General features: G+C 57.0%; 22 protein-coding genes. 7 read left to right on the top strand and 15 right to left on the bottom strand.

The features are described 5' to 3' along the window. Positions 1 to 62 precede the first annotated feature (62 nt). The 4 genes from RSQ48_RS08505 to RSQ48_RS08490 form a co-directional block, all read right to left on the bottom strand. On the bottom strand, positions 63 to 1028 hold the full coding sequence (locus tag RSQ48_RS08505; protein WP_003800059.1) for a LysR substrate-binding domain-containing protein: 966 nt from the start codon (positions 1026 to 1028) through the stop codon (positions 63 to 65). A gap of 159 nt (positions 1029 to 1187) precedes the next feature. Continuing rightward, the gene (recG, locus tag RSQ48_RS08500; RefSeq protein ID WP_415302348.1) at positions 1188 to 3269 is read right to left on the bottom strand and encodes an ATP-dependent DNA helicase RecG; all 2082 of its coding nucleotides are present in this window, start codon (positions 3267 to 3269) and stop codon (positions 1188 to 1190) included. 12 nt (positions 3270 to 3281) lie between these two features. After that, on the bottom strand, positions 3282 to 3668 hold the full coding sequence (locus RSQ48_RS08495; RefSeq protein WP_003800063.1) for a Rid family detoxifying hydrolase: 387 nt from the start codon (positions 3666 to 3668) through the stop codon (positions 3282 to 3284). A 73-nt stretch (positions 3669 to 3741) separates the two neighbouring features. Next, positions 3742 to 4518 (bottom strand): ferredoxin--NADP reductase, encoded by a 777-nt coding sequence (locus RSQ48_RS08490; protein ID WP_131071787.1) that lies wholly within the window; start codon positions 4516 to 4518, stop codon positions 3742 to 3744. Positions 4519 to 4817: 299 nt separating this feature from the next. Between RSQ48_RS08490 and RSQ48_RS08485 the strand changes: the two genes are divergently transcribed. The 3 genes from RSQ48_RS08485 (at position 4818) to RSQ48_RS08475 (ending at position 8405) form a co-directional block, all read left to right on the top strand. After that, positions 4818 to 5861: a Fe(3+) ABC transporter substrate-binding protein gene (locus RSQ48_RS08485; RefSeq protein WP_003800067.1), complete on the top strand. Its 1044-nt coding sequence runs from the start codon at positions 4818 to 4820 to the stop codon at positions 5859 to 5861. Positions 5862 to 5955: 94 nt separating this feature from the next. Then, a complete protein-coding gene (locus RSQ48_RS08480) occupies positions 5956 to 7620 on the top strand; it encodes an ABC transporter permease (protein ID WP_415302347.1) in 1665 nt (554 codons plus the stop codon). Further along, on the top strand, positions 7617 to 8405 hold the full coding sequence (locus RSQ48_RS08475; RefSeq protein WP_003800071.1) for an ABC transporter ATP-binding protein: 789 nt from the start codon (positions 7617 to 7619) through the stop codon (positions 8403 to 8405). The genes RSQ48_RS08480 and RSQ48_RS08475 overlap by 4 nt, the downstream gene beginning before the upstream one ends. 85 nt (positions 8406 to 8490) lie before the next feature. Here RSQ48_RS08475 and RSQ48_RS08470 read toward each other — a convergent pair whose 3' ends face one another. From RSQ48_RS08470 to RSQ48_RS08440, 7 genes are all read right to left on the bottom strand, one after another. Further along, positions 8491 to 9000 (bottom strand): GNAT family N-acetyltransferase, encoded by a 510-nt coding sequence (locus RSQ48_RS08470; RefSeq protein WP_415302346.1) that lies wholly within the window; start codon positions 8998 to 9000, stop codon positions 8491 to 8493. Positions 9001 to 9229: 229 nt separating this feature from the next. After that, positions 9230 to 10642, bottom strand: coding sequence for a type I glutamate--ammonia ligase (gene glnA, locus RSQ48_RS08465; RefSeq protein ID WP_059317635.1), 1413 nt, complete (start codon positions 10640 to 10642; stop codon positions 9230 to 9232). Positions 10643 to 10868: 226 nt separating this feature from the next. Next, on the bottom strand, positions 10869 to 12083 hold the full coding sequence (hemW, locus tag RSQ48_RS08460) for a radical SAM family heme chaperone HemW (protein ID WP_240208700.1): 1215 nt from the start codon (positions 12081 to 12083) through the stop codon (positions 10869 to 10871). Between the two features lie 4 nt (positions 12084 to 12087). Further along, positions 12088 to 12699, bottom strand: coding sequence for an RdgB/HAM1 family non-canonical purine NTP pyrophosphatase (gene rdgB, locus RSQ48_RS08455; protein ID WP_301605619.1), 612 nt, complete (start codon positions 12697 to 12699; stop codon positions 12088 to 12090). 153 nt (positions 12700 to 12852) lie between these two features. Then, positions 12853 to 13590: a ribonuclease PH gene (rph, locus tag RSQ48_RS08450; protein WP_275694031.1), complete on the bottom strand. Its 738-nt coding sequence runs from the start codon at positions 13588 to 13590 to the stop codon at positions 12853 to 12855. Between the two features lie 29 nt (positions 13591 to 13619). Beyond that, on the bottom strand, positions 13620 to 16241 hold the full coding sequence (locus RSQ48_RS08445; RefSeq protein WP_415302345.1) for an AAA family ATPase: 2622 nt from the start codon (positions 16239 to 16241) through the stop codon (positions 13620 to 13622). Next, positions 16231 to 17349, bottom strand: coding sequence for a metallophosphoesterase family protein (locus tag RSQ48_RS08440; RefSeq protein ID WP_131071781.1), 1119 nt, complete (start codon positions 17347 to 17349; stop codon positions 16231 to 16233). Before RSQ48_RS08440 ends, RSQ48_RS08445 begins: the two co-directional genes overlap by 11 nt. A gap of 353 nt (positions 17350 to 17702) precedes the next feature. On the opposite strand from RSQ48_RS08440, the gene RSQ48_RS08435 reads away from it, so the two are divergent. After that, on the top strand, positions 17703 to 18635 hold the full coding sequence (locus RSQ48_RS08435; RefSeq protein ID WP_415302344.1) for a YicC/YloC family endoribonuclease: 933 nt from the start codon (positions 17703 to 17705) through the stop codon (positions 18633 to 18635). 596 nt (positions 18636 to 19231) lie between these two features. After that, positions 19232 to 20020: an NAD(+) diphosphatase gene (gene nudC, locus RSQ48_RS08430; protein ID WP_415302343.1), complete on the top strand. Its 789-nt coding sequence runs from the start codon at positions 19232 to 19234 to the stop codon at positions 20018 to 20020. Here nudC and RSQ48_RS08425 read toward each other — a convergent pair. After that, positions 20001 to 20456, bottom strand: coding sequence for a MarR family winged helix-turn-helix transcriptional regulator (locus RSQ48_RS08425; RefSeq protein ID WP_003800086.1), 456 nt, complete (start codon positions 20454 to 20456; stop codon positions 20001 to 20003). The genes nudC and RSQ48_RS08425 overlap by 20 nt on opposite strands. A gap of 60 nt (positions 20457 to 20516) precedes the next feature. Then, positions 20517 to 20663, bottom strand: coding sequence for a hypothetical protein (locus RSQ48_RS08420; protein WP_336579535.1), 147 nt, complete (start codon positions 20661 to 20663; stop codon positions 20517 to 20519). Between the two features lie 43 nt (positions 20664 to 20706). Here RSQ48_RS08420 and RSQ48_RS08415 point away from each other — a divergent pair, with 43 nt between their 5' ends. Further along, positions 20707 to 21243, top strand: coding sequence for a helix-turn-helix domain-containing protein (locus RSQ48_RS08415; RefSeq protein ID WP_415302342.1), 537 nt, complete (start codon positions 20707 to 20709; stop codon positions 21241 to 21243). Between the two features lie 69 nt (positions 21244 to 21312). Beyond that, positions 21313 to 22629, top strand: coding sequence for a M20 metallopeptidase family protein (locus RSQ48_RS08410; protein WP_131071778.1), 1317 nt, complete (start codon positions 21313 to 21315; stop codon positions 22627 to 22629). A gap of 122 nt (positions 22630 to 22751) precedes the next feature. On the opposite strand, the gene RSQ48_RS08405 is transcribed toward RSQ48_RS08410, so the two are convergent. Together RSQ48_RS08405 and RSQ48_RS08400 are read right to left on the bottom strand one after the other, a co-directional pair. Beyond that, complete coding sequence (locus tag RSQ48_RS08405; protein ID WP_003800089.1) at positions 22752 to 23201, bottom strand: Hsp20/alpha crystallin family protein; 450 nt, start codon at positions 23199 to 23201, stop codon at positions 22752 to 22754. 202 nt (positions 23202 to 23403) lie between these two features. Next, positions 23404 to 24936 (bottom strand): nucleobase:cation symporter-2 family protein, encoded by a 1533-nt coding sequence (locus RSQ48_RS08400; RefSeq protein WP_415302341.1) that lies wholly within the window; start codon positions 24934 to 24936, stop codon positions 23404 to 23406. Positions 24937 to 24983 lie beyond the last annotated feature (47 nt).

Genomic DNA, 24983 nt, shown 5'->3' with positions numbered 1-24983 from the left:
CTCCTGTTAAACAGAGGGCTAAATAAATACTGAAGCAGAATAACACGCAGTGGCTGCGCGGCTTACGCTAGTTCAGGATACGGGAAATTGCTGTTGTATTCGACTTTTAAGTAGTTCACACCAGCTAACCCGCTTTCCATGATCCCACGGGTCAGCGCATCAATGGCCGAGAGACGTGGAAAACTTTTGCGCCAGACCAAGGCAATGCGCCGATCTGGAATGGGTTTTTTGAAGGGAACGTAGGCCAGCAGTTCGTTAGCTTGTCCGGGGGCCGTCAGTGAACTGGCAGGCAGGACCGTCAAACCGATCCCGGTGGCGACCATATGTCGGATGGTTTCCAGCGACGATCCTTCAAAGGTGCGCTGTATCCCTTCACTGGAGGCCGAAAAACGGGATAGCTCGGGGCAGACATCCAGCACCTGGTCGCGGAAGCAGTGGCCGGCGCCCAGCAGCAACATGGTTTGGTCTTTCAGTTGCTCGGGGTCGATTTCCTTACGCTTGGCCCAGGCATGATCATGCGGCATAGCCACTACAAAGGGTTCGTCATACAGCTCGCGGATGACCAGGCCTGTCTCGGGCAAAGGCAGGGCCACAATTGCACAATCAATCTCACCTTGACGCAGCAGCTCCAGCAGGCGCACCGTAAAATTTTCCTGCAATAACAGCGGCATTTGCGGAGTCAGTTCGATCTGCTTGGGAACCAGCTTTGGCAGCAGATACGGCGCTACGGTGTAGATAATGCCCACGCGCAATGGACCGGCCAGGGGATCATGGCCCTGTCGGGCAATTTCGCGCAAATTGGCCCCCTCTTCCAGCACCTTCTGTGCCTGGGTAACAATACGCAGCCCGATCGGGGTAATCGCCACTTCGGGCCCGCCACGCTCGAAGATGACCACGCCTAATTCGTCTTCCAGCTTCTTGATGGCCACCGATAAGGTGGGCTGGCTCACAAAGCAGGCTTCGGCGGCACGCCCAAAATGGCGTTCGCGTGCCACGGCAACGATGTACTTCAGCTCGGTCAATGTCATGACAATTCCTTGTGCAAAACAGCATTAAGACCTTGGGTAAAGAGCGCTGGCCGGACAGGCTGAGCATCTTCACCACAATACAGGGGCGCCTATGGCGCCATATCCATCCTGCCTGGCTTAGCACGCCGTAAACGGTGAAGCTTGTAGGCAGGCTCATGGTCAACTACGCAGTAACTCTTCCCGTCCCTTCATCCAGCGCCGCAAATGCTGGTGAGCGTGGTCTGGATAATCACGTCGAAAGGAGCTGGCCAAGTGTTGGGCCTGTTCGATCAGGTCCTCATCAGACTGCAAACTGGCAAAACGCAGGCCGGCCTGTCCGGACTGGCGCATGCCCATAAACTCGCCAGGGCCGCGTTGTTCCAGGTCGCGGCGGGCGATCTCAAAGCCATCCGTGGTTTCATACATGGCCCGCAAGCGCAAGCGGGCCACTGCCGAGAGCGGTGCCTGGTACAGCAGTACACAAACGGACTGGATCTGCCCGCGCCCTACCCGACCGCGCAGCTGGTGCAGTTGAGCCAGACCGAAACGCTCGGCATGCTCAATAATCATCAAAGAAGCGTTAGGGACATCCACCCCCACTTCGATGACGGTCGTGGCGACCAGCACGTCCAGATTTCCGCTGCGAAAGGCTTCCATGACCTCCGCTTTTTCTGCCGAGGACAAACGGCCATGAATCAGGCCGACCCGCAAAGGGGCCAGGGCTTGTTCCAGTGCCGCATGGGTGTCGACAGCGGTTTGTAACTGCAGGGCCTCGCTTTCCTCGACCAGGGGACAAACCCAATAAGCTTGTCGTCCCTGAGCAACTTCGGCTCGCACGCGGGCCATGATCTCATCACGACGATTGTCCGCCGCCAGTTTTGTGATGATGGGACTGCGCCCGGGCGGCAACTCGTCAATCGCGGACACATCCAGATCCGCAAAAAACGCCATGGCCAGCGTGCGCGGGATAGGGGTCGCACTCATATTGAGTTGGTGGGGCAAATAGGCTTGGCCTTTGTTGTCCTGTGCATCGCCCTTGCGGTTCAGCTCCAGACGCTGGCCCACTCCAAAGCGGTGCTGCTCGTCCAGGATCACCAGCCCCAGCTTATGAAACTGAACATTGTCCTGAATCAGGGCCTGGGTGCCGATTGCCAGACGCGCTTGCCCAGAACGAATGGCCTCATACGCAAGGCGTTTGGCCTTCACGCCCAAACTGCCGCTTAACCAGGCTAGTTCCACGCCCAGCGGTTCCAGCCACGTACGCATTTTCAGATAGTGCTGCTCGGCCAGGATCTCTGTGGGTGCCATCAGGGCTACCTGGAAACCGCTGGCAATGGCCTGCACCGCAGCAATAGCCGAGACAATGGTTTTTCCGCTACCCACGTCGCCTTGCAAAAGCCGGTGCATGGGATAGGAGCGCTTCAGGTCCGCACTGATCTCTTTAACGCAGCGCTGCTGAGCTGCCGTCAGGCTAAACGGCAAGGAGGCCAGCAGGGATTGGAGCAAATCGCTCTTGGCTTCACGCATCGGCCTGGCGCGTTGAGCCTGACGGGCCGCGCGAGCTTGCGCCAAGGAGAGCTGCTGAGCCAACAGCTCATCAAACTTGATGCGGCTCCAGGCGGGATGGCCCTGCTCGAACAATTCGTCGTAGCTGAGCTCTGGCGGCGGGTAATGCAAGAGCCGGATGGCCTCGTTAAACGGCATCAGGCCATATTCGGCACGGACTTGCTCGGGAAGCGTGTCGCGCAGGTCCGCGGTATTGAGCGCATCGGCAATGGCTTTGCGCAGTTGGGTCTGACTTAAGCCGTCCGTGGTGGGATAAACGGGCGTTAGTGCGCGCGCCAGGGGTTGGCCGGCTTTGGTGACTTTGGGATGCACCATTTCCAGGCCATGAAAGCCCTGGCGCACCTCGCCACGCACCCGCAAGGGCAAATCGCTTTGCAGTTGTTTGAGCTGGCTGGGATAGAAATGCAGCCAGCGCAAGACCAGCTCGCCACTTTCATCGGCAATACGGGCATGCAGTTGCGCCCGAGGCCGAGCCTGGACATCTGTGCTGAGAATACGTCCTTCGATCTGCGCCATCTTGCCGGGGTAAAGATGGGCAATAGGCTCGACCTGGGTTTCGTCCTCGTAGCGCAAAGGCAGATGGACCACGAAGTCGGCAGGCTCTCGCAGACCGAGCTTTTCAAATTTCTGGTCCAGACTGAGCGCTTTACGGGGCGCAGTCCGTTTGGCCTGAGGCGCAGGCCGACCTGCGGTCATGGCAATACGTCTTTAGAAATTGAGGATTGCCTCGACCTCGAACTGAGCGCCTTTGGGCAGGCTGGCCACACCGATGGTCGAGCGTGCGGGGAAAGGCTGCGGAATCAGTTCGGCCATGATGGCATTGGCGCTGGCAAAGCGGGACAGGTCTGTCAGAAACAGCGTCAGTTTGACGATGTCGGTCAGGCTGGCGCCAGCTTCTTTGACCACGGCTTCCAGATTGGCGAATGCCTGACGTACCTGACCTTCAAAATTTTCAGATACCAGTTCGCCGGTGGCCGGCTCCAAACCGATTTGACCAGACAGAAACACGGTCTTGCCGCCCGATGCAATGATGGCCTGAGAATAAGGGCCTACGGCAGCCGGAGCGGCGTCGGTGAAGACAACTTGCTTAGTCATAAGAAACCTCTGATGAGTGTTGTACTATCAGAGTTTAAGCGCCTATAGCTAAAATTAACAGATCTTGGCGTGATTATTTTTCCACGAAGGCGCGTTCAATCACGTAGTCGCCGGGCTGTCCAACACCAGGCGATACTTCAAAGCCGCGCTCATCGAGCATGGCGCTGATGTCGGCCAACATGGCGGGGCTGCCGCACAGCATGGCGCGATCCTGAGCAGGGTCCAACGGGGCAATGCCCAAATCCTGGCACAGCTTGCCGGTTTCGATCAGTTCCGTGATGCGGCCCGTATTGCGGAACGCCTCGCGCGTAACCGTGGGGTAATACAGCAGCTTTTCACGCACCATCTCGCCAAAGTACTCGTTTTGGGGCAGCTCGTGCTGGATGAAATCCGAGTAGGCCAATTCGCTCACATAGCGAACACCGTGTACCAGGATCACTTTCTCAAAGCGCTCATACGTGTCCGGATCTTTAATGATGCTCATGAAAGGAGCCAGACCGGTGCCCGTGCCAAACAGGAACAGATTGCGCCCGGCCCGCAGGTCGTCGATGACCAGCGTGCCCACAGGCTTGCGGCTGACCAAAATGGTGTCGCCTTCTTTCAGGTGCTGCAGGCGCGAGGTTAATGGGCCGTCCGGCACCTTGATACTGAGAAACTCCAGGTTCTCTTCGTAATTGGCGCTGGCGATACTGTAAGCACGCATCAGCGGCTTGCCATCGACTTCCAGACCGATCATGACAAAGTGCCCGTTATGAAATCGCAGGGCGGCGTCGCGGGTAGTGGTAAAGGAGAACAAGGTGTCGTTCCAGTGGTGGACGCTAAGCACTTGTTCGGTATTGAAAGCTGCCATGGTAGTTATCGTGTAAAGGGGCCACAAAGCCCGGATCAGTAAGCAAATATCTGCCCATTGTACCGAGTTCAGCAGGTAAATCCATGCTCGAACATCAATGCGATTTGATCGCAATCAGGACAAACCATTAAGTTTTCAGACGAGGAATTGTCGCTCTCCGGGCGGGCTGCTGAACCGCAGATTTGACTGTTTTGCGTACTGACTGCCCAAATAATTCTTGCCTACTTCCTGCATACGTTTGATAATCATTCACATTTTCCGGCTTTAAGCTAACTGCGCCTGTTTCTGGAGTGTTGATGATGCGCTTTACTCTTCGTAGTCGTGCCCTGACCCAAGCCCTGCTTCTGTCCGCGATGGGTACTGTGTCGATGGCGGCTTTTGCTTCTGGCGAAGTCAATCTCTACACCACCCGCGAACCCGGACTGATTACTCCTCTGTTGGAAACCTTTAGCAAAGACACGGGTGTGAAGGTCAATACCGTGTTTGTGAAAGATGGCCTGATCGAGCGTGTCAAGACAGAAGGTGACAAATCCCCTGCCGACATTCTGATGACGGTAGACATTGGCAATCTGCTGGATCTGGTCGAAGCGGGTATTACCCAGCCGGTGGAATCCGCAGCCCTGGACAGTGCCATTCCCGCCAATCTGCGCGGCGCGGACAAACAATGGTATTCCCTGTCCTTGCGTGATCGCGTCGCTTATGTTGCCAAGGACGTGGATGTGAAAAGCATTCACTACGAAGATTTCGCCGACCCCAAGTGGAAAGGCAAAGTGTGCATCCGTTCGGGCCAACACCCTTACAACACGGCCTTGGTCGCCGCCATGATTGCTCATGATGGGGCCGAAGCAACGGAAAAATGGTTGCGTGGCGTCAAGGACAATCTGGGTCGCAAAGCCGCCGGAGGGGACCGTGACGTTGCCCGCGACATTCTGGGCGGGATTTGTGATATCGGTATCGCCAATGCCTACTACGTGGGCCGCATGAAAAATGCCGAGCCAGGTAGCGACGCCTACAAATGGGGGGAAGCCATTAATGTGGTGCGTCCCACCTTCGCGGATACCAAAAGTGGCGGCACGCACGTGAACATTTCCGGTGCGGCGGTGGCCAAGCATGCTCCCAACAAGGACAATGCCGTCAAATTGCTGGAATACCTGGTTTCCGAGAAAGCGCAGAGCCTGTATGCCAAGGCCAATTACGAATACCCCGTGCGCGCCGGTGTTGAACTGGACCCGGTCGTGGCCAGCTTTGGGCCCTTGAAGGTCGATCCCTTGCCGCTGACTGAAATCGCCAAGCATCGCAAGCAAGCCAGCGAGTTGGTGGATAAAGTTGGCTTCGACAACTAAAATCGCCCTACTCTTTTTCTACGACCGCCAGCTTTGAGAAATCAGAGCGGCGGTCGTCGCGCATTGAAGCGCCTGTAACACCTAGCCTTTCATAATGCCCTTTTTTCGTCGTCTGCCCCTTTGGTCCCTGGCCGCTGCTGTGATTGCCCTGATTGTGGCTGCGCCTGTGATTACCCTGCTGACCCACGCCTTAGGCGGCTCGACCGAGCACTGGTCGCACCTGTTCCAGTTCGTGTTGCCCCACGCCATGAGCAATACCTTATTGCTGCTCCTGGGGGTGGGAGTGGTGGTCAGCTGTTTAGGGGTGGGCGCTGCCTGGCTGATTACCGCCTACGAGTTTCCAGGCAGGCGGGTTCTGCAATGGGCGTTGCTGCTGCCTTTGGCGGTCCCGACCTATATCGTGGCCTTTGCTTATCTGGACTTGCTGCATCCGATCGGGCCGATTCAATCAGCCATACGCTATGTGCTGGGTTACAGCAGCCCGCGTGAATTTCGTCTGCCGGACCTGCGCTCCCTGGGCGGGGCTATTTTTCTGCTGGGCTCGGTGCTCTATCCTTATGTTTACCTGAGTACACGAGCCATGTTTGCCACTCAGTCGGCCAGTCTGCTCGAAGCGGCACGCATTATGGGGGAGTCCGGACGCAGTGTCTTTTTCCGGGTTGTGCTGCCGATGGCCCGCCCCGCGATTGCTGTGGGCGTCAGTCTGGCCTTGCTGGAAACCTTGAATGATATCGGCGCTTCCGAGTTTCTGGGTGTGCAGACCTTGACGGTATCGATCTACACCACCTGGGTGACCCGTTCTGATCTGGCAGGTGCCGCTCAAATCGCTGTTTCCATGCTCTGTCTGGTGGCGGCCTTGATCAGCATTGAGCGTTATGGCCGTCGTCGCCAGGCGTATTTCAGTAATCAACGCTCCGAGCCTATCCGACCCACTCGGTTGAAAGGCTCGGCGGCCTGCATCGCGATTGCCTTGGGTGCGGCCCCCGTGCTGGTAGGGTTTGTGGCTCCTTCCCTGTATCTGCTTAACGAGACAATCAAACATGTGACGCAAACCGGCGGCATCTCGGCGCAACTGCTCAACAGTGCCTGGAACACCCTGTATATCGCTGCCCTGGCTACGCTTGCGACTCTGTTCTGTGGTCTGGTGGTTGCCTGGGCTGCCCGCGCCGTCCGTTCGGGACGCAAGCCTCGTCTAGCCCGTTTTCTGGCCGGTGTCAGCAGTCTGGGCTACGCCATTCCCGGGACGGTGTTGGCGATTGGTCTGTTGACTCCCCTGGTGATGTTCGATTCTTTTTACAACCAGCTCCTGTCCTGGTTGGGCATTTCGTCAAGCGGACTGCTCTTGATGGGCTCTACTCTGGCCTTGGTGCTCGCGTATACCTTGCGCTTTCTGGCGATCTCGATTGGCGGCATCGAGGCTGGCCTGGCTCGTATTCCCGCTTCCTTGGAGCAGGCCTCCCGCCTATTGGGTGAAACGCCGGCCGGCACGCTCAAGCGCGTGCATTTGCCTTTGCTGCGCCCGGCCATGGGTGCGGCTGCCCTGCTGATTTTTGTGGATGCCATGAAGGAGCTTCCGGCCACCTTGCTGCTGCGTCCGATGAATTTCGAGACCCTGGCAACCTGGTTGTATGCGGAAGCGGCGCGGGGAACCTATGAGGAAGGCGCGGTGGCGGCTCTGGCCATTGTGCTGGCCGGTTTGATCCCCGTTATTTTATTGGCACGTACTCAATTGATGGCCTCTGGCCCACGCGCATCATGAATGATTTTCTGGATTTGCAGGCTATTACCCTGTCCTACGATACGTCCGAGGGATTTCGGCCGGTCGTCGACCAACTCAGTTTGCACCTGCCACAAGGGGAAATTGGCTGTTTGCTTGGCGCGTCCGGCTGTGGCAAGACCACGGTTCTGCGTGCGATCGCCGGCTTTGAGCCTTTGCGCGCCGGGCATATTTTGCTCAATGGTCGTGTGCTATCCGCTGTTTCTCAACAGGTTCCACCGGAAGACCGGCATGTCGGCATGATGTTTCAGGATTACGCGCTTTTCCCTCATCTGACCGTAGAGAAGAATGTGGCGTTTGGCCTGCGCAAATGGGGCCGGAACGAACGACAAGAGCGGGTACACGACATGTTGGAGTTGGTGGACTTGTCCCGCTTGGCACAGCGTTATCCGCATGAATTGTCCGGTGGTCAGCAACAGCGTGTTGCTCTGGCGCGAGCGCTGGCTCCCAAGCCGTCCTTATTATTGCTTGACGAGCCGTTTTCCAATCTGGATGTGGATACCCGTGAGCGGCTGGCCTTTGAGGTGCGCGAGATTTTAAAAAAGGCCGGCATCACGGCAATATTGGTGACGCATAATCAGGCAGAGGCCTTCGCGATTGCTGACCGCATCGGCGTGATGCAGGCGGGCAAGATTATCCAATGGGATACGCCCTACAGCCTGCATCATCATCCCGTGAATGACTTTGTCGCGGACTTCATCCGGCGGGAGGCCATTATGGCGCAGCGTGCCCAGGCCTTTTTACGTGGGGAGCCCGTGGCACTGTGACTGGGGTCGCGTTCTCCCGCGCCGCGCTGCAGCCCTGACCGCACAGGGTGCCCTTTTCTGTCTGTAGGCGTTGCACGCTGGATTGCTACAAACCTAAACGCCTAGCCGGGTGGTCTTGATGAGCATCCATACTGCTATCGGCGGGAGTCGCTGGCTTGACCATGTCAATATGAGCAATGCCATCTTCGTCGTAGATTTCACCGACGGGTTCAAACCCTAAAGACCCGTAGAACTTCTGCAAATGAGCCTGTGCGCCAATGCGAATATCCTCGCCAGGATACTGAGCATGCGTAAATCGTATGGCTTCAGCCACTAGGGCATAACCGATCTTCAAATTGCGAAACTTGGCCACAGTCAGGACGCGGCCAATGGACGGTTCGGCATACTTCAGTCCCGGCTCGACAACGCGGGCATAGGCCGCCAGCTCCCCATCCTTGAACACCGACAAGTGCCAGGCAGTCAGATCCAGACCGTCTGCTTCCTGATAGGCGCACTGCTGCTCCACCACAAACACGGCTTCGCGAACCTGGATGAGGGCGTACAGCTCCCGAGAGGAGAGATCATCCAGTCGTTTCCATTGAAAATCCAGAGCCATCTTTACTTCCATATCAATAGGGTTTGCGTGACTGCGTAGGGTAAAGGTCTGAGCACGAGTCGCAAGCATAAACTGCCAGAGCCCAGAGGCTCCGGGCGGCTTGAACAGCGCGGCTACTGAGGCTGCGGATTGTTCAGTGTCACCGTTTCTGTGTTTGCCGTGTCCATAAAAAGAGCGGCCTGAAGGCCGCTCTTTTTGACCGCACTGGCACAAGCCAGCGCCCGCGATCTTACAGGCTGTAGTACATGTCGAATTCGACCGGATGCGGCACCATGCGCAAACGGGTGATTTCGGCTTGTTTCAGTTCGATGAAGGCATCCAGCATTTCGTTGCTGAACACACCGCCCCGGGTCAGGAACTCGCGATCCTTGTCCAGAGACTCGATGGCCTGTTCCAGAGAAGCGCACACGGTTGGGATCTTTGCATCTTCTTCGGGAGGCAGATCGTACAAGTTCTTGTCGGCAGGATCGCCAGGATGGATCTTGTTTTGCACACCGTCCAGACCGGCCATCATCAAGGCCGAGAAAGCCAGATAAGGGTTGGCCATTGGGTCGGGGAAACGTGCTTCCACACGACGAGCCTTGGGGTTGCTGACGTAAGGAATGCGGATCGAGGCCGAACGGTTACGGGCGGAGTACGCCAGTTTGACCGGTGCTTCAAAGTGCGGAACCAGACGCTTGTAGGAGTTGGTCGTGGGGTTGGTGATGGCGTTCAGAGCGCGAGCGTGCTTGATGATGCCGCCAATGTAGAACAAGGCAAACTCGGACAGCCCGGCGTATTCATTACCTGCAAACAAGTTCTGGCCATCTTTCCAGATGGACTGGTGAACGTGCATGCCCGAACCGTTGTCGCCCACGACAGGCTTGGGCATGAAGGTTGCCGTTTTTCCATATACGTGAGCCACGTTATGGATGGTGTACTTCATGATCTGATTCCAGTCTGCGCGCTCGACCAGGGTCGAGAAACGCGTGCCGATTTCCAGCTGACCGGGAGCCGCCACTTCGTGGTGATGGATTTCAACAGGAACGCCCTGCTGCTCCATCAACAGACACATTTCTGCGCGCAGATCGGCAAAAGAGTCTGTGGGTGACACAGGAACGTAACCGCCTTTGACCCCTGGGCGGTGACCCAGGTTGTTGCCATTGAGTTCCAGGCCGCGCGACCAAGGGGCTTCTTCGGAGCGAATCTTCACGAAGCTGCCCGACATGTCGTCGTTCCAGGTAATCCCATCGAACACGAAGAATTCTGGCTCGGGACCAAAGTACGCGGTATCGCCCAGGCCGCTGGAGCGCAGGTAGGCTTCGGCACGCTTGGCCAGCGAACGGGGATCGCGGTCATACCCTTTCAGGTCGGACGGTTCGACCACATCGCAGGTCAGAATCAGGGTGGGCTCTTCACGGAACGGGTCCATACGCGCGGTTTTGGCGTCCGGGATGAGCAACATGTCCGAGGCTTCAATTCCTTTCCAACCAGGCAAGGAAGAGCCGTCAAACGCGACGCCGGACTCAAAGCGATCCTCGTCCACCGCGTGTGCGGGGGTGGTCAAGTGGTGCTCACGGCCCAGGGTATCGGTAAAGCGGAAATCGACAAACGTGATTTCGCGTTCGGCGATGATCTTCAGAACATCTTCGGGGGTGGACATGGTTACTCCAGCGTCAATGACGTTAACAAAAAGTGAGGAGGAGTGGCGCGGATCATTGTGTAACCCACTACGGCAGGTCTTAATTACGTTTACCGGGATCAGATCTGAATTGATCCAAACAGGCCGATTTCGATAAAGTAGTTATGGCATAGGACTTACCAGAAATTAATTGTAGAGCAATTGTGCAGATGCACAATAAAAAATGTCTTAAATAAACAATTAAATGTCAGGAACCTGCATCAGGAAGGAATGCTTCCTGTAAGTCATTTAGAAAGCGCCAGCCTAAATCCGTAGTTCGAATACGCAGCGGATCGGCAGCCAGCAAACCTTTTTCAATATTGCGCCTGATGGTGGGCAGGATCTGTGCCAGTGGCACGCCCGTGCGCTCCTGAAAGTATTGGGACGGCACCCCGGCTTTCAGACGCAACGCGTTCAGCATGAACTCAAAGGGCAGGTCCTGAGGGGACACACGCGCATTGTGCGCATAGTGGCTGCCATCCCGTTTGACGGCGGTCTGCATCCACTGGGCTGGGCTGCGGGTCGTGGCGGTACGAATAATACGGTCGTGAAAGGACAATTTGCCATGCGCACCTGGACCGATACCGATGTAGTCGCCAAACTCCCAGTAATTCAGATTATGGCGGCTGTGACCACCCCGCTTGCTGTAGGCGGATATTTCATACTGCTCCCAGCCGCGACTGGTCGTCAACTCGATCAGCCTGTCCTGCATGGCCGCGCTGTCATCGTCATCAGGCAAGGCAGGCGGATATTTGGCAAAGACGGTATTGGGTTCCAGCGTCAAGTGATACAGCGACAAATGCTCCGTTTCGTAAGACATGGCTTGCAAGATGTCGTGTTCGGACTGGGCGGGTGTTTGCCCAGGCAAGGCGTACATCACGTCCAGGTTCACGCGGTCTACCGCTTTCAGGGCGGCCTCGATGGCCTGGCGTGCTTGCTGACTATCGTGAATGCGTCCGAGCGCTTTCAGGGCCTGATCGTTAAAGCTTTGGATGCCCAGAGAGATACGGTTTACGCCACTGTGCGCATAGTCCATGAAACGCGAGGCTTCCGAAGCGCCGGGATTGGCTTCCAGCGTAATTTCAGCATCGGGCAGCAGGTTCAGATGAGCGCGCAGCATGGCCAACATGCGGTCCAGCGCCTGGGCCGATAAAAGACTGGGTGTGCCGCCGCCGATAAAGACGGAAATGACCTGTCGGCCCCAGACCAGGGGCAAGGTTTGCTCCAGGTCGGCTTGCAAGGCGTCCAGGTACTCGTTTTCGGGCAACTGCGCCGGTGCTTCGTGTGAGTTGAAGTCACAGTATGGGCACTTGCGGACACACCAGGGCACATGCACATAGACCGATAAGGGAGGCAGGCTGGGCAAGAGAGTCGCCGGCCCCGAGCCGGGCCGGATTCGTACTTCGGGAGAAAAAACGCTCATGTCTTTACTCGGCCGCCAGACGATGCAGCAACGCTCGCATGGCCTGCGCCCGATGGCTATATTGGTTTTTCACCTCGGGCGCGAGCTGTGCAGCGGTTTGCCCAAGTTCGGGAAGATAAAAGTGCGGGTCATAGCCAAAGCCGTGCTCGCCGGCGGGCTGATCCTGAATCTCTCCTTCCCAGACCCCTTCAATCACGATGGGCCGTGGGTCCTGAGCATGGCGCACATACACCAGAACGGCCACATAACAGGCGCGGCGGTCGCTTTGTCCTTGCAGACGCTGGACCAGCAAGGCGTTATTGGCAGAGTCGGACTTCTCACCACCCAGCTCGCGAGCGGCAAATCGGGCGGAGTACACGCCGGGGGCTTCGTCCAAGGCGCGCACGCACAGGCCGGAGTCGTCGGCCAAGGCGGGCAAACCGCTTAACTGGCTGGCATGACGGGCCTTGGCCAGCGCATTCTCGATAAAAGTGGCAAAGGGCTCCTCGGCTTCGGGAATGTTCAATTGGCCTTGCGGAACCATGCTGATACCGGCCTGGGCCAGGATGGCGGAAAACTCCTTGAGCTTGCCGGCATTGTTGGAGGCCAGGACAACACGCTTGGATGTAGTGTTCATAAGTGGCAACAGGCGGCAAAGCGCCCTGTTCAGTAAAAAGGACAAAGCGCCGTGCCAGGCAGTGTGTGCTGCATGGGACGGCGTCCCAATAGCGGTTTGTCCCGCTGCCTGGCGGTGTCGCGCAGGGAGCAGGACAGACCCGTTTCATCGTGATCAGTCCTGCAAGGCTTGTTTCTGGGCTTGCATCAGCTCGGCAATGCCCTGCTCGGCCAGATCCAGCAAGCGGTTCAAGGTGGGGCGCGCAAAAGTTTGGCCTTCAGCGGTGCCCTGCACTTCCACCAGATTGCCGCTGCCTGTCATGACGATATTCATATCCACGCCGCAGGCGGAGTCTTCCAGATAGTCCAGATCCAGCACGGGGTGGGATTCGAATACACCGACCGAAACGGCCGCCAATTGATCCAGAATGGGCGAGGCTTGCAGTTTGCCCTGCTCTTGCAGGTTGCGTACCGCCAGACTGGCGGCAACCCAGGCACCGGTGATGCTCGCGCAGCGGGTGCCGCCGTCGGCTTGCAGCACGTCGCAGTCAATGTGAATGGTGCGCTCGCCCAGAGCTTTCAGATCGAAGACGGCGCGCAGGCTGCGGCCGATCAGGCGCTGGATTTCCTGGGTACGGCCATTTTGCTTGCCACGGGCGGCTTCACGGTCGGAACGGGTGTGGGTGGAGCGTGGCAGCATGCCGTATTCCGCGGTTACCCAGCCCTGCTCCTTGCCTTTCAGAAAGGGAGGCACTTTGTCGAGCACGCTGGCATTGCACAGAACATGGGTCTCGCCCAAGCGGATCAGCACCGAACCTTCGGCGTGACGAGTGAAACCAGTCACCAGTTCGACAGGACGGCATTGTGTGGCAGATCGACCCGAGGGGCGTGCAATCGTAGCGTTTTCAGACAAGGCTAGGCTCCGTACAAAATTTAAAACATCTATTGTACGCCTTGCGGCACGGGCCGTAGCGCCACTCCCATGTCCATCCACTTGTCGGCCTGGCAGGTGAAAAGCAGGATCTGATGGCGCTGGGCAGCGTCGTGAATAATGCGCTTCATGGCTCCCAGGCGATCGTTGTCACTGTGGACCAGCACGTCATCCAGAATCAGCAAGGTAGGACGGCCTGCCTGTTGCAGCAAATCCGCATAGGCCAGACGGGCAATCAGGCCGATTTGCTCGCGTGCGCCAAAGCTCAGGCCATCAATATCGTCGGCCAGGCCTTGCCCACTGTCGCGCTGCAGCCAGCGTGGAGCCAGGTGCTCGTCCAGCTCGACGCGTGCTTTGCCCAGCAGCAGGCGTAGATAGTGGTTGATGTGCTTTTGCAAGGGTTCGTGCAGTTGCTGGGTCAAGGCGCTGCGCTGTTCACGCAGTACAGATAGCAACAGCCGTAGCGCTTGCACGCGGCGTTCGTACGCTGTGCAGCGGCGCCGACAGTCGTTCAGTCGCAGCACGGTCTGATCGATTTGTTCTTCCAGACCTTGGGCGCCGTGCGTTTCCAGCTTGGTTTGCACAAGCTGGGCAGCCAGGCAGGCCTCGTTGTAGCTCTGCTCCTGCTGCTGGGCGCTGCGCTCCAGCCGCTGCAAGTCTTGTTCCAACACGGCCAACGGCAGGGAGGCAAGTTCAGCGTCCAAGGCTTTCTGATCGGCCAGCAGTTGATCGCGTTGCAGGCGCAACTGTCCCCACTGCTGTTCGCGCTCCTGCTGCGCCCGCTGGCGTTGCGGGTCCGCCCATTGCTGTTCCAGACTATTGGCTTCGGCCTGGGCCTGTTCCAGACGGGCCTGAGTGCGGGCAACGGCCTCGCGGGCATCATGCCACTCACTTTCGAGCGCCCGGTACTGCTGCTCAGCCAAAGTGGCAGCTTGGACGATACGGCTCAATTCCGACGCCTCAATCGCTTCGCCTTGTGGACGCGGCGGTGCGAGGCGCTGTTGGGCTGCCTGAACCAGACCTTGCAAATGTGCTTTTCCTTGCGGAGCCAGCGCTTTCATGGAACTGCGTAACAGTCGGTCCTGTTGTTCTTGTTCCCGATATTGCTCGCGGCGGCGTTCCAGTTCTTCCAGGCTTCTTCCGCCCAACTGTCCAAGTGCCTGTGCGTATTCTTGCTGAGTTTTCGCCAACTGCTGTTGCACTTTACCCAGGTCTCGACCACCGGGAATGATGCGTAGCTGGCCCATTCCGGGCAGTTCAATCAGGGTGCTGACGCTCAGGTGAGCGCGGTGTCGGCCTTGAATGGATTCGCCATCCAGCACCAGACTGGCTCCGTCTTGCAGTTCGATCTGTACTTCGGTGGAAATCGTCTCCAGCTGGTGTTGCAAGCGCTGAATGAGCTGGTGCTGCTGACGCAATTGCTCCAGGGCCTCGTCGGCGATTTTCAGCTGCACCAAGGCGGCACCGCATTGCGCCAGTTGGGCTTCCAGCTTACCCAGTTCCTCCAACTGCCCTTGCATCTGCTGCAGCTGCTGCTGTGTGCTGTCAAAGCTGGCTTGATCTTGAAACCATTGTTGCCAGGTACGGGCGCGTTCCTGCTCCTGCAGACTGGCGTCTTTATGGCTGCGCGCCTGCTGCAGGCGCTGGCTCAGGCTGCTGAGCAGGCTCTGTTCCAGCTCCAGCTTGGCACGCAGGGATTTCACCTGCTCAGCACGCTGACTACGTTGGCTGGCCCACTCCTGGTCGCGTTCCCCGGCTTGTTGATAGAGCTTTTCACGCTCCGCCAGCATGGTCAGGGTTTGTTGCAACTCTTTGGCTCGCTCCTGCAATTGGCGGGCTTGAAGCAACTGAACCTGTACCTGTTTGGCCTGCTCACGCAGTTGTTCCCAAGGGCGCTTCGCTTCGGCGTGGGCAATGTGCTTGCGGGCCTGCGCCAGTTCGTCCACCCATTGCTGATATTGCTGCAAGGCGGATTGCTGGCTCTGCAACTGGTCTTCCAGCTCCTTGGCTTCCTTCTGCGCTGCCAACCAGACGCCACGAGGCTGTCCTTGAGCCTGGGTCACATATTGGTCCAGCTGTTGCTGGGCCTGTTCGATCAGATAATCCCCGCCTGCACTAGTCAGATCGGCAATTTCGCTACCCAACGCCTGCTGCAGGGTGCCGCTGGCGTGCTCGACCGAGCTACGCAGGTCCTGGCCTTGCCCTTGCTCAATCCACAAAAGGCCCGGCACACCCCAGTTACGGGGCTGACTACTGCCTTTGGCGGCATACTCAAACCCCATTTGCTGGGCCAAGTACTGCTCGGCCTCATCATTATCCAGATGCTGATTGCCTATGTATAAATCGCAGCGTTTGCGCTTCAGGAAACGCTTGCTCAGGCGCATGTCCTGGCCGTTCAGACTGAAATCCAATTCGATTTCTGGCGCGGCCGATGAATCGCCCCAGGGCAGGATTTTTGTCAGACTACCGGTGCCATAACGCTCGAAAAACACCGTACGCAGGGCTTCGGCCAAGGTGCTTTTACCCGCTTCGTTCGGCGCGCTGATGATATTCAGGCCCGGTTCCAGCTTGTCCAGTGATACAGGCTGGCGAAAACGTTTGAATTGTTCAACACGTAAAGACTTAATGTGCATGACCACCTTCCTTGTCGCGCAGCAGACTGGCCAGAATCAGCAAGGCATCCTCGGCAGCCTGCTGCTGGCTGCCGTGACGCAGCGCCTGCAATTGGTTCAATGCGGCCTGCAGATAGCCATCCGCTTGCAAGGCATCCAGGTCTTCTTCGGAAGGCGCCAGCCGCAAGGCCTCGCGCTGGCAGTCCCAGGCGCGGCACCGGGCCTGGGACTGTCCCAGAAGACTCTCCAGCCGCTCAAAACCACTCAGGCTCAACTGGCCCGATAGTTCCAGCTCCACCACGCTTTGATCGGCCAACGCATTGAGCTCCCGCTCCAGCAGGTCCAGATCCGTGTCGTCATTCAGATGGTATTGAATGCTGCGCCACAGGTGCTGCGCAACCGGCAAGGCTTGAACGACGGGCGTGGCGCCCGGTTCGCTGATGTCCACCAGCAAGGCCTGGCCTGAGTCATTATCCCGAAAGCGATCCGGCTCGGGCGTACCGCTGTAGTAACAGCGCTCGTTGACTTTGACCGTGCCGTGCCAGTCGCCCAGTGCCAGATAATCCAGCTTGGCGCGTTGCACGCGGTTTTGGTCAATCAGGTTATGGCTGTCCAGATGTTCCAACACGCCGCTGACACTGCCGTGCGCCAGACCCAGGCGCCAGTAACCGGCCGGGCTTTCCGCCTGATCGAACCAGTCGCTCAAATCCTGGTAGGTCTGGCGCTGAGTCAGGGGGGCCGGCAGGACGGCGACCTTGAGGGAGTCCAACAGAAACAGCTCGGGCGCATCGAGCACATGCACATGATCGGGAATGCAGTTCAGGCGCCGGGCCCGTGTCCAGACACTTTCGCTCAGAGCCGCATCATGATTACCAGGCAGCAAAAGCCACGGCCCTTTGAATCCGGCCATGGCATTGAAGCTGCGGCGCAGATTGCGATCACTCAAGGTCTGGGAGTCGAACACATCACCCGCCACCATCAGCAGGTTCACGCGATGCTCGGTGGCCAGCGCGGCCAGCTTCTCGATAGCCTTGAAACGCGCCTCAGCCAGGGCAGCCGCGTCCTCCAGCTCAAAGCGCGCGTATTGGCGCCCGATTTGCCAATCGGCGGTATGCAAGATTCGTAGCATGACAGCTTGCCTTAAAAAAGAGCCTCCGTGTTGCACCGGTGAACTGCCGCCCTCTTGGTAGGAGCGCTAGTCATGCAGGAGCAATTCGGCGGTTACGCCCAAAACCCAGGCCCCTATCTGGGACGGCCACGCCTCAGGGAGGGAAGGCTCCGTGGGGCCGCCTGGCGGTAAAAAACGGTCACCACCCTGCTTCCCTGCCCTGCCTTTGCGGTACGGATGGGAGTGTAAGGACAAAATTGGCCGCCATCGGCCAAAAGCCTAAAGTATAGAGCTTTGCAGACGCTTGGGGAGCCGCCAAAGCCGGGGCGTAAGAGTACAATCGGTGGCTTTATTCCATTCTTAAAGTGACCCCCATGATCCGTAGCATGACCGCGTTTGGCAGTGCCAAGGCCGAGTCCGAAGCAGGCACCATCACTATCGAGATGCGTAGCGTCAACAATCGCTTTCTGGACCTGAATCTGCGTTTGCCCGAGGAGCTGCGTTTTGCGGAGAATCTGCTGCGTGAGCTGGCCGCACAAGGCGTACAACGCGGCAAGCTGGAGCTTCGGGTCAACTTCGTCCGCAGCGGAAGCGATCAGCAACGCACCCTGGATCTGGAAGCGGTCGAGCGCACGGCACAGATGCTGCAGATTGCCCGCGTCAGCATTCCCGATCTGCCGGCACCGGAGCTGCAAACCTTGTTGAGCAATCAGAGTGGTAATAGTTCGGGCATGGACCCGGAGTTATGGTTGCCGATGATCAGTGAGGCTTTTCAGGCTGCTTTGCAGGATTTTCAGGCCACAAGAGAGCGAGAAGGCCAACGTCTGGCTCAGGCCATGCTGGAAATCCGTGAGGATATGAGTGCGATTGTCGACGAAGTTGAACAGCACTTGCCGTCCATTTTGACCGAGCAAAAGAACAAGATCGCCAGTCGTTTACACGATGCCTTGCTGCAAGCCAGCCCCGACGGTTTTGCCCTGATATCGGGGGAAGAGTTGTCAGCACGGGTGGCGCAAGAGGCGGCTGTTTTTTCCCTGCGTATTGATGTGGCGGAGGAACTGGCTCGTTTGCGTTCCCACTTGAGTGAACTGGAATTGATCCTGAACGGAGACGTGCTTGCCGCTCCCGGCAAGAAAAGCGCCCGGCAAGGCAGTACCGGCAAACGCTTGGACTTTCTGTTTCAGGAGATGAACCGAGAGGCCAATACCTTGGGCTCCAAGGCCGTTAGCATGGACATGACACGGGCCTCGATTGATCTGAAGCTGTGCATTGAGCAGTTGCGAGAGCAGACTCAGAATATTGAGTAGCAAGGGGCCTGCTGCCTTTAGCTGCTGAGGGGTTTGCTTTTTTCAGCCACGCAGCACCGCCCCGTCTCCTGGTAGGCCATTTTTTCTCCAAAAAGCCGTCTTGCTCAAAGCAGACGGTTTTTTTTTTGAGTCTTTTTGCAGCCTATCCCAATAAGATAGTCTCGTTTTTTTAAAGTGGCCTGATAAATTGACGAAACAACATAAACACTTTATCAGCCGCCTTAATATATAAAAATAAAATAGGATTTTTAAAAATAAAAAATTAAAACAAAAAATCGACCATGGTTTTTTCAATAATAAAAAAATATTTGGGATTGAAAATTAATTTTCTTTTTTTAATTGATTTTCAGTTAACCATATGCCCACTAACTAGTATTTTTCAACTTTTCCCCGCTTATTTTCTTGAGAGCTTGAACACCAACGCAAGCTTTTTTCCTGTTGCTGCCCGTTTTAGGACCGCAGGTTTTTGCTACGCCCTACCCCGCCTCTCCACTTTTTCAGCGGTGATTTTCTTCGCTGTTTTGCGTCCCGTACCTTCCCGTACAATAGCGGGCTCGGTGCTTCGCTTAGGCGGCGTATTAAAGGACAGGAAACACATGAATTTCATTTTTCGTGGAAATGAAATATTGGTCAGCAGTCAAGACGGACAGGCCTTGATTCCCGCCAAACCCGCGCTGGATATCCCACCGGCACAATGGCATGCGCTTTTTTCGGGAGAGGATTGCCAGGATTTTGCCTGCCATGTAGCTGCACAGACTCCTGCTCCCGATGGCTTTGCCTTTCGTCCCCTGCGTGGCGTTCTGTCGCAACTGGACGAACTGGCCAGCATCGCCAACCGGGCGTTCCAGGTATCCGAGTGGGCTCGAAGCCATCGATACTGTGGTGTGTGTGGTTCGGCCATGGAGCGTGTAAAGCATGAATTGTGCTTTCGTTGTACTTCTTGTGGCTTCTCGGCTTATCCCCGAATCTCCCCGGCCATGATGGTGCTGATCCGCGACAAGAACCGTATCTTGCTGGCCAGCCACTCCACCTATGCAACGGCGCGCTACACCGCCCTGGCTGGTTTTGTGGAGGCGGGAGAAAACCTGGAAGAAGCCATTCACCGCGAGGTCATGGAAGAAGTGGGGCTGCGCGTGGACAATATCCAGTATTTCGGCAGCCAGTCCTGGCCGTTCCCGCATTCGTTGATGGTGGCTTATACCGCCGAGTATGCGGGCGGGGAATTGTGTATCCAGGCAGACGAAATCAATGATGCGCGCTGGTTCGGGCCAGAGGACGCCTTGCCCGACCTGCCCCATACGGACTCCATTGCAGGTCGTTTGATTCGGGCCAATCTACCGGGTCAGGCTGCTTGCAAGCGTCCAGTCAATTTGCCAGATGCGTAGCCATTGAGCGCAACATACGGCCCAAATCCTGGCGCTCGTCCACGGTCAGAACAGACAGGGCGTTGTCAATCATTGCCTTGGCAGGCGGCCAGACCTGCGCGTAGCGCTCGCGACCTGTGTCGCTCAGAAAGACGCGCATGTAGCGACTGTCCGTCTCATCCGTGCGACGCTGCACCAGCCCACGATCCTGCATTTGGTCAAGCACCCGACTGAGGACTGGCTGATGGACCACAATAGCCTTGGCAATTTCTCCTATGCTGCACCCATCCTTATCCCACAGGTATTGCAGCACCCTGAAATGCACGTAGGTCATATTGTGTTCACGCAGGGTGGTGGATCTAAGGGTCTGGTCCAGCTTGTAGATAATGGTGGCCATTTGAAAAGCCATATTGGTCTCTACATTGCTGTCCAGGATGGAAACGGGGGATTTGCTCATAATGCCTTGGTGAAGTCTGTCCTGCGGGTACCGCCTCAGGAAAGCAGAGCCGTCAGTATACTAGCCCAGCCATGTGTAGGAACGAGGGCGCAAGCCATCAACAAGACAATGCCCCAGTTGGACGCCAATGACCCTTTCCCCGAACTGACAGGACGTCATGTGCTGGGCATCGCGGCGCGCCTGGCGCAACATGATTCCGGTATGCATCAGCTACCCCTGAGGGCAGATTCTGTACACTCACAGCGGCTGCATGACCGTGACTCTGCATCAACACCTGTGCTTGTTGTCGCCAAGCTGCTTGATCTGGATTCCGGCTCTGCTTGCCCATCAGGTACAACAGAGCGAACAGGTCAAGTACCGCTCGGTTTATCTGGCCGCGGATTGGGAGCAGCCGCCGCGACAGCATCTGATATTGCTGTTGCTCAATAAGTTGCAAGCCGCGCACGAGCAGGCTCTTTTTCCGCCCTTGCCTCGTGATAGTCGTTTGCGACCGCTGGCTGGGGCCAAGCTGCCACCGGCCCTGAAAGACCTGTCGGTGGAGCTGGGCCTTAGCGAAAAAATAATCAGTCGTCTGTTTAAACGGGACACAGGCCTGAATTATCAGCAGTGGCGACAGCAATGGCGTGTATTCAAGGCGATCGAACAGCTTGCGAGCGAGCAGCGCGTGACGTGGCTGGCCTCGAACCTGGGTTTTGCCAGTGACAGTGCTTTTATCGCTTTCTTCAAAGAACACACGGGACTGGCCCGAGGGCATTCGGGCATTCACAGTAGTATAGGTGTCAATTAACTGCGCCGGTGACAGGCTGGGCCGGTGCTATGATCAATCGCTATGACACTAAAAAAGCGAGGAGACAGTATGAGACACGCATTTCGCCTGAGCCTATTGGTGACGAGTTGCCTGCTGGCCGGGACGGCGTTGGCACAAACCAGCCATCCGATGGTGGAAACCGCGATGGGCAAGGCCGATGCCCTGGAGGAAAAGGTGATCGAGTGGCGACGCCACCTGCATCAGAATCCTGAGCTTTCTTATCAAGAGCATAATACGGCGGCTTATATTAAAGCTGCACTGGAGAGCATGCCCGGCTATCAGATTCAAAGCGGGATTGCACAGACCGGGATCAAGGCCGTCTTGAAAGGCGGAAAGCCTGGCCCTGTCGTAGCCTTGCGTGCCGATATGGACGCCCTGCCTGTACAGGAACGCAATGACCTGCCCTTCAAGTCCGTTGCCAAAGGCACCTGGCAAGGCAAGGAAGTGTCGGTATCGCACGCGTGCGGCCACGATACGCACGTTGCCATGCTGTTGGGTGCTGCCCAAGTTTTTTCCGACATGCGTGAGGAACTGCCGGGTACGATTGTGCTCTTGTTTCAGCCCGCCGAAGAGCAAGGTCCTGGTAAGCCCTTGAGCGGCGCCAATGCCATGATGGCCGAAGGCGTACTGGACAAGCCTAAAGTGGATGTGGTCATGGGCCAGCACATCGGACCTTCCTACCCCGCAGGGAGCATTGGCTACCGAAAAGGCAGCCTGATGGCCAGTGGTGATGTGTTTTCCATTTCTTTGGCGGGTAAAGGCGGCCATGGTTCCTCGCCCTGGACGGCCGCCTCCCCGCTTGTTGCCGCTGCCGAGACGGTGGTGGCGCTAAATAGCATCATCGCCCAGCGAACGAACCCACAGGATGGCACAACAGTGGTGACGGTAGGCTTGTTGCAAAGTGGTAACCGTCCAAATGTGCTGCCTGAAACTGCGGATATCAGCGGCACGGTGCGCTCACTGTCCAAACAAAATCAGACAAGGGCTCACGAGTTGATTGAGCGATACGCCCAAAATATTGCAGCCAACCATGATGTGAAAGCGACCGTTCGCATCGACACGGGCTATGAGGTCCTGGTCAGCGATCCCAACGTGACTCAAACCATCATCCCTGCTCTGGAACTGGCCAGCGACCGTATCGGGGCCAAAGAGGTGCCGCCAGGTATGGGTTCGGAGGATTTTGGCGCGTTTGGCAAGAACGTACCCGTGGTTTTCTGGCGGCTTAATGCCTCACCCTATCCGGATAAAATGGGTGCGCCCAATCATTCACCGGAGTTCATGATTGATGAAAAGGCCCTGCGCATCGGAACGCGTGCTTTGCTGGCCAGTTCATTGACTTATATGCTCGACAACCACACTCCTTGATACTGGGATGTCTGGGCCGGGGCGTGGACAGGTGATAACGAACGCCTGCAGTCGCCCTGCATGCCGCGCATAAAACAAAAAACCGCGCCAGAACGGCGCGGTTTTTTGTTGACAGCACAGGCTTAGCGAACTTCCAGCTTTTTGGCCCCGGTCCCGCTCTTTTTCTTGGGCAGAACCAGTTCCAATACTCCGTTTTCGCATTTAGCGCTGGCTCGCGCCTCGTCAATATCCTGCGCCAGACTGAAGCGACGGGTCTGCACCCCATAGTAACGCTCACTGCGCAACACCGTATCACCCTCTTTCTCTTCATGGGTGCGCCGGCTCTCTACCTTGATAGAGACAATATTGCCATCAACGCTGACATGCACATCTTCTTTATTGATGCCAGGCACTTCAGCGCTAACCTGATAGGCTTCCTCGTTCTCACTGACATCCAGACGGATGGCGGGTGGCGTATTCCCGGCCAGGGAACCAACGACGGGGACGCGCCGGAACATATCTTCGATATCCCGCCACGAATCCAGACCAGCCAGATCCCCAAACGGATTAAAACGTGTCAAATTGCTTGCCATGCTTGACCTCCATTTTTCCTTTGCTGAGCCCTGTGCAAGGGAAGGCGTGGGCTCGGGCGCCTACATCAACAGAAATGGGGGGCTTGTTCACTTTTTCAAGTATCTGCGTAAAAAAACCGCCCTGCTCGTTAGAGAGACAAGGCGGCCAAAGGTACGACCGTGTAGACGTTGAGCAAATATTGCCAAGAGGGACTGCCCAGCCTTACGTACTGCTCAGGCTTGGCTTGGCGTGTGGCAGGACGGGCTCATGGGCCAGTGGATGATCGTCATCAATGACCGGAATCTCCTTGCCGTCTTTGTCCATCACCTTGCCATTAATCACGTGATCACCTTCATTCAATTTGGCCAGATCCGAGACACGCAGATAGCGGCCTCCCCCAGCTGCAAATACGGAAGGATGCTCGGAATTGCCCAGGGTGAAGTGGTTGAACAGCAGATTCAGTACGATGGCGACCAGAGCGGCCGAGCTGATGCCGGAATGGAAAATCGTTGCAAACCAGACCGGGAAGTGCTCGTAGAACTTGGGTGCCACAATGGGAATCATGCCTGCGCCAATTGAGGTGGCCACAATAATCAGGTTCATATTGTTGTCATAGTTCACTTTGGCCAAGGTACGGATGCCGCTGGCTGCGACCGTGCCAAACAGCACCATGCCCGCACCGCCCAGAACGGCCGGCGGCACAGCAGCGACCAGGCGTCCCATTACCGGCAACAAGCCTAGAGCAATCAGGATCAGGCCGCCAAAGGCGACAACATAGCGACTTTTCACGCCGGTTACCGCTACCAGGCCTACATTCTGGGCAAAGGCGCTTTGCGTGAAGGAACCAAAAACGGGAGCAAGCAGGCTGGAGAGCATATCGGCACGCAAACCATCACCGAGACGGCGGGCGTCCACTTTGGTCTCGATGATATCGCCCACTGCCAGAATATCCGCCGAGGTCTCGACCAAGGTCACGATGATCACAATGAACATGGAGATGATCGCGGCCGCCTGAAAGGTGGGCATGCCGAAATGGAACAGGCTGGGCAAGGCAAATACCTCCCCTTCGCTGACCGCTGAGAAATTGGCATGTCCCATGGCAACGGCAATGACAGTGCCAATAATAATAGCCAGCAAGATGGACAGGCGAGAAATAGTGGCACTTCCCAGCTTGCTGAGCAGCAGCACGATCAGCAAGGTCAGGGCAGCCAGGGAAATATTGCCGACACTGCCAAAGTCAGGCGCCTGTGGATTGCCGCCCATCGCCCAGAAGGCCGCCACCGGCATCAGTGTCAGCCCAATCGTGGTGATTACACAACCGGTGACCAGAGGCGGAAAAAAACGGATGACTCGAGAAAAGATGGGGGTAATCAGCAACCCTATGAAGGAGGCCGCAATCACTGCGCCAAACACCGCGGGCAAACCGCCGCCCGTGCCCAAAATGGCGATCATGGTGGCAACGCCCGAAAAGGACACCCCTTGTACCAGGGGCAGCCGGCAGCCGAAGAAAGGAACGCCCAGGGTCTGCAGCAAGGTGGCCAGCCCGCCCATGAACAGGCAGGCGGTAATCAACAGCCCTGTTTCGTTGGCAGGCAGGCCCGCAGCCTCACCAATAATCAGCGGGACGGCAATAATGCCGCCATACATGGTTAATACGTGCTGAAAGCCATAGGCCAGATTGGCCCCCAGGCCCAGATTCTCGTCTTCAGGACGCGGCGCCGTTGCCGCAGCCCTTGCCTGTGCAGGTCTTGTCATAACTGTCTCCGAGGAATAATGAGGCAGGGCTCTGTCGGCCCTGTCGC

It is taken from the genome of Alcaligenes sp. SJTW-7, from assembly GCF_047716895.1.
Classification (GTDB): domain Bacteria; phylum Pseudomonadota; class Gammaproteobacteria; order Burkholderiales; family Burkholderiaceae_B; genus Alcaligenes; species Alcaligenes ammonioxydans.
This window is presented reverse-complemented; position numbering and strand designations above follow the sequence as displayed.

Excerpts from the sequence above, each read along its gene's own strand:
- RSQ48_RS08445 (WP_415302345.1), bottom strand. The coding sequence starts at position 16,241 with ATGCACATTAAGTCTTTACGTGTTGAACAATTCAAACGTTTTCGCCAG.
- RSQ48_RS08400 (WP_415302341.1), bottom strand. The coding sequence starts at position 24,936 with ATGACAAGACCTGCACAGGCAAGGGCTGCGGCAACGGCGCCGCGTCCT.
- RSQ48_RS08475 (WP_003800071.1), top strand. The coding sequence starts at position 7,617 with ATGAATGATTTTCTGGATTTGCAGGCTATTACCCTGTCCTACGATACG.
- nudC (WP_415302343.1), top strand. The coding sequence starts at position 19,232 with ATGAATTTCATTTTTCGTGGAAATGAAATATTGGTCAGCAGTCAAGAC.
- RSQ48_RS08485 (WP_003800067.1), top strand. The coding sequence starts at position 4,818 with ATGCGCTTTACTCTTCGTAGTCGTGCCCTGACCCAAGCCCTGCTTCTG.
- RSQ48_RS08495 (WP_003800063.1), bottom strand. The coding sequence starts at position 3,668 with ATGACTAAGCAAGTTGTCTTCACCGACGCCGCTCCGGCTGCCGTAGGC.
- RSQ48_RS08415 (WP_415302342.1), top strand. The coding sequence starts at position 20,707 with ATGACCGTGACTCTGCATCAACACCTGTGCTTGTTGTCGCCAAGCTGC.
- RSQ48_RS08425 (WP_003800086.1), bottom strand. The coding sequence starts at position 20,456 with ATGAGCAAATCCCCCGTTTCCATCCTGGACAGCAATGTAGAGACCAAT.
- RSQ48_RS08505 (WP_003800059.1), bottom strand. The coding sequence starts at position 1,028 with ATGACATTGACCGAGCTGAAGTACATCGTTGCCGTGGCACGCGAACGC.
- RSQ48_RS08405 (WP_003800089.1), bottom strand. The coding sequence starts at position 23,201 with ATGGCAAGCAATTTGACACGTTTTAATCCGTTTGGGGATCTGGCTGGT.
- RSQ48_RS08410 (WP_131071778.1), top strand. The coding sequence starts at position 21,313 with ATGAGACACGCATTTCGCCTGAGCCTATTGGTGACGAGTTGCCTGCTG.
- RSQ48_RS08480 (WP_415302347.1), top strand. The coding sequence starts at position 5,956 with ATGCCCTTTTTTCGTCGTCTGCCCCTTTGGTCCCTGGCCGCTGCTGTG.
- glnA (WP_059317635.1), bottom strand. The coding sequence starts at position 10,642 with ATGTCCACCCCCGAAGATGTTCTGAAGATCATCGCCGAACGCGAAATC.
- RSQ48_RS08490 (WP_131071787.1), bottom strand. The coding sequence starts at position 4,518 with ATGGCAGCTTTCAATACCGAACAAGTGCTTAGCGTCCACCACTGGAAC.
- RSQ48_RS08440 (WP_131071781.1), bottom strand. The coding sequence starts at position 17,349 with ATGCTACGAATCTTGCATACCGCCGATTGGCAAATCGGGCGCCAATAC.
- rdgB (WP_301605619.1), bottom strand. The coding sequence starts at position 12,699 with ATGAACACTACATCCAAGCGTGTTGTCCTGGCCTCCAACAATGCCGGC.
- recG (WP_415302348.1), bottom strand. The coding sequence starts at position 3,269 with ATGACCGCAGGTCGGCCTGCGCCTCAGGCCAAACGGACTGCGCCCCGT.
- RSQ48_RS08435 (WP_415302344.1), top strand. The coding sequence starts at position 17,703 with ATGATCCGTAGCATGACCGCGTTTGGCAGTGCCAAGGCCGAGTCCGAA.
- hemW (WP_240208700.1), bottom strand. The coding sequence starts at position 12,083 with ATGAGCGTTTTTTCTCCCGAAGTACGAATCCGGCCCGGCTCGGGGCCG.
- RSQ48_RS08420 (WP_336579535.1), bottom strand. The coding sequence starts at position 20,663 with ATGCATACCGGAATCATGTTGCGCCAGGCGCGCCGCGATGCCCAGCAC.
- RSQ48_RS08470 (WP_415302346.1), bottom strand. The coding sequence starts at position 9,000 with ATGGCTCTGGATTTTCAATGGAAACGACTGGATGATCTCTCCTCTCGG.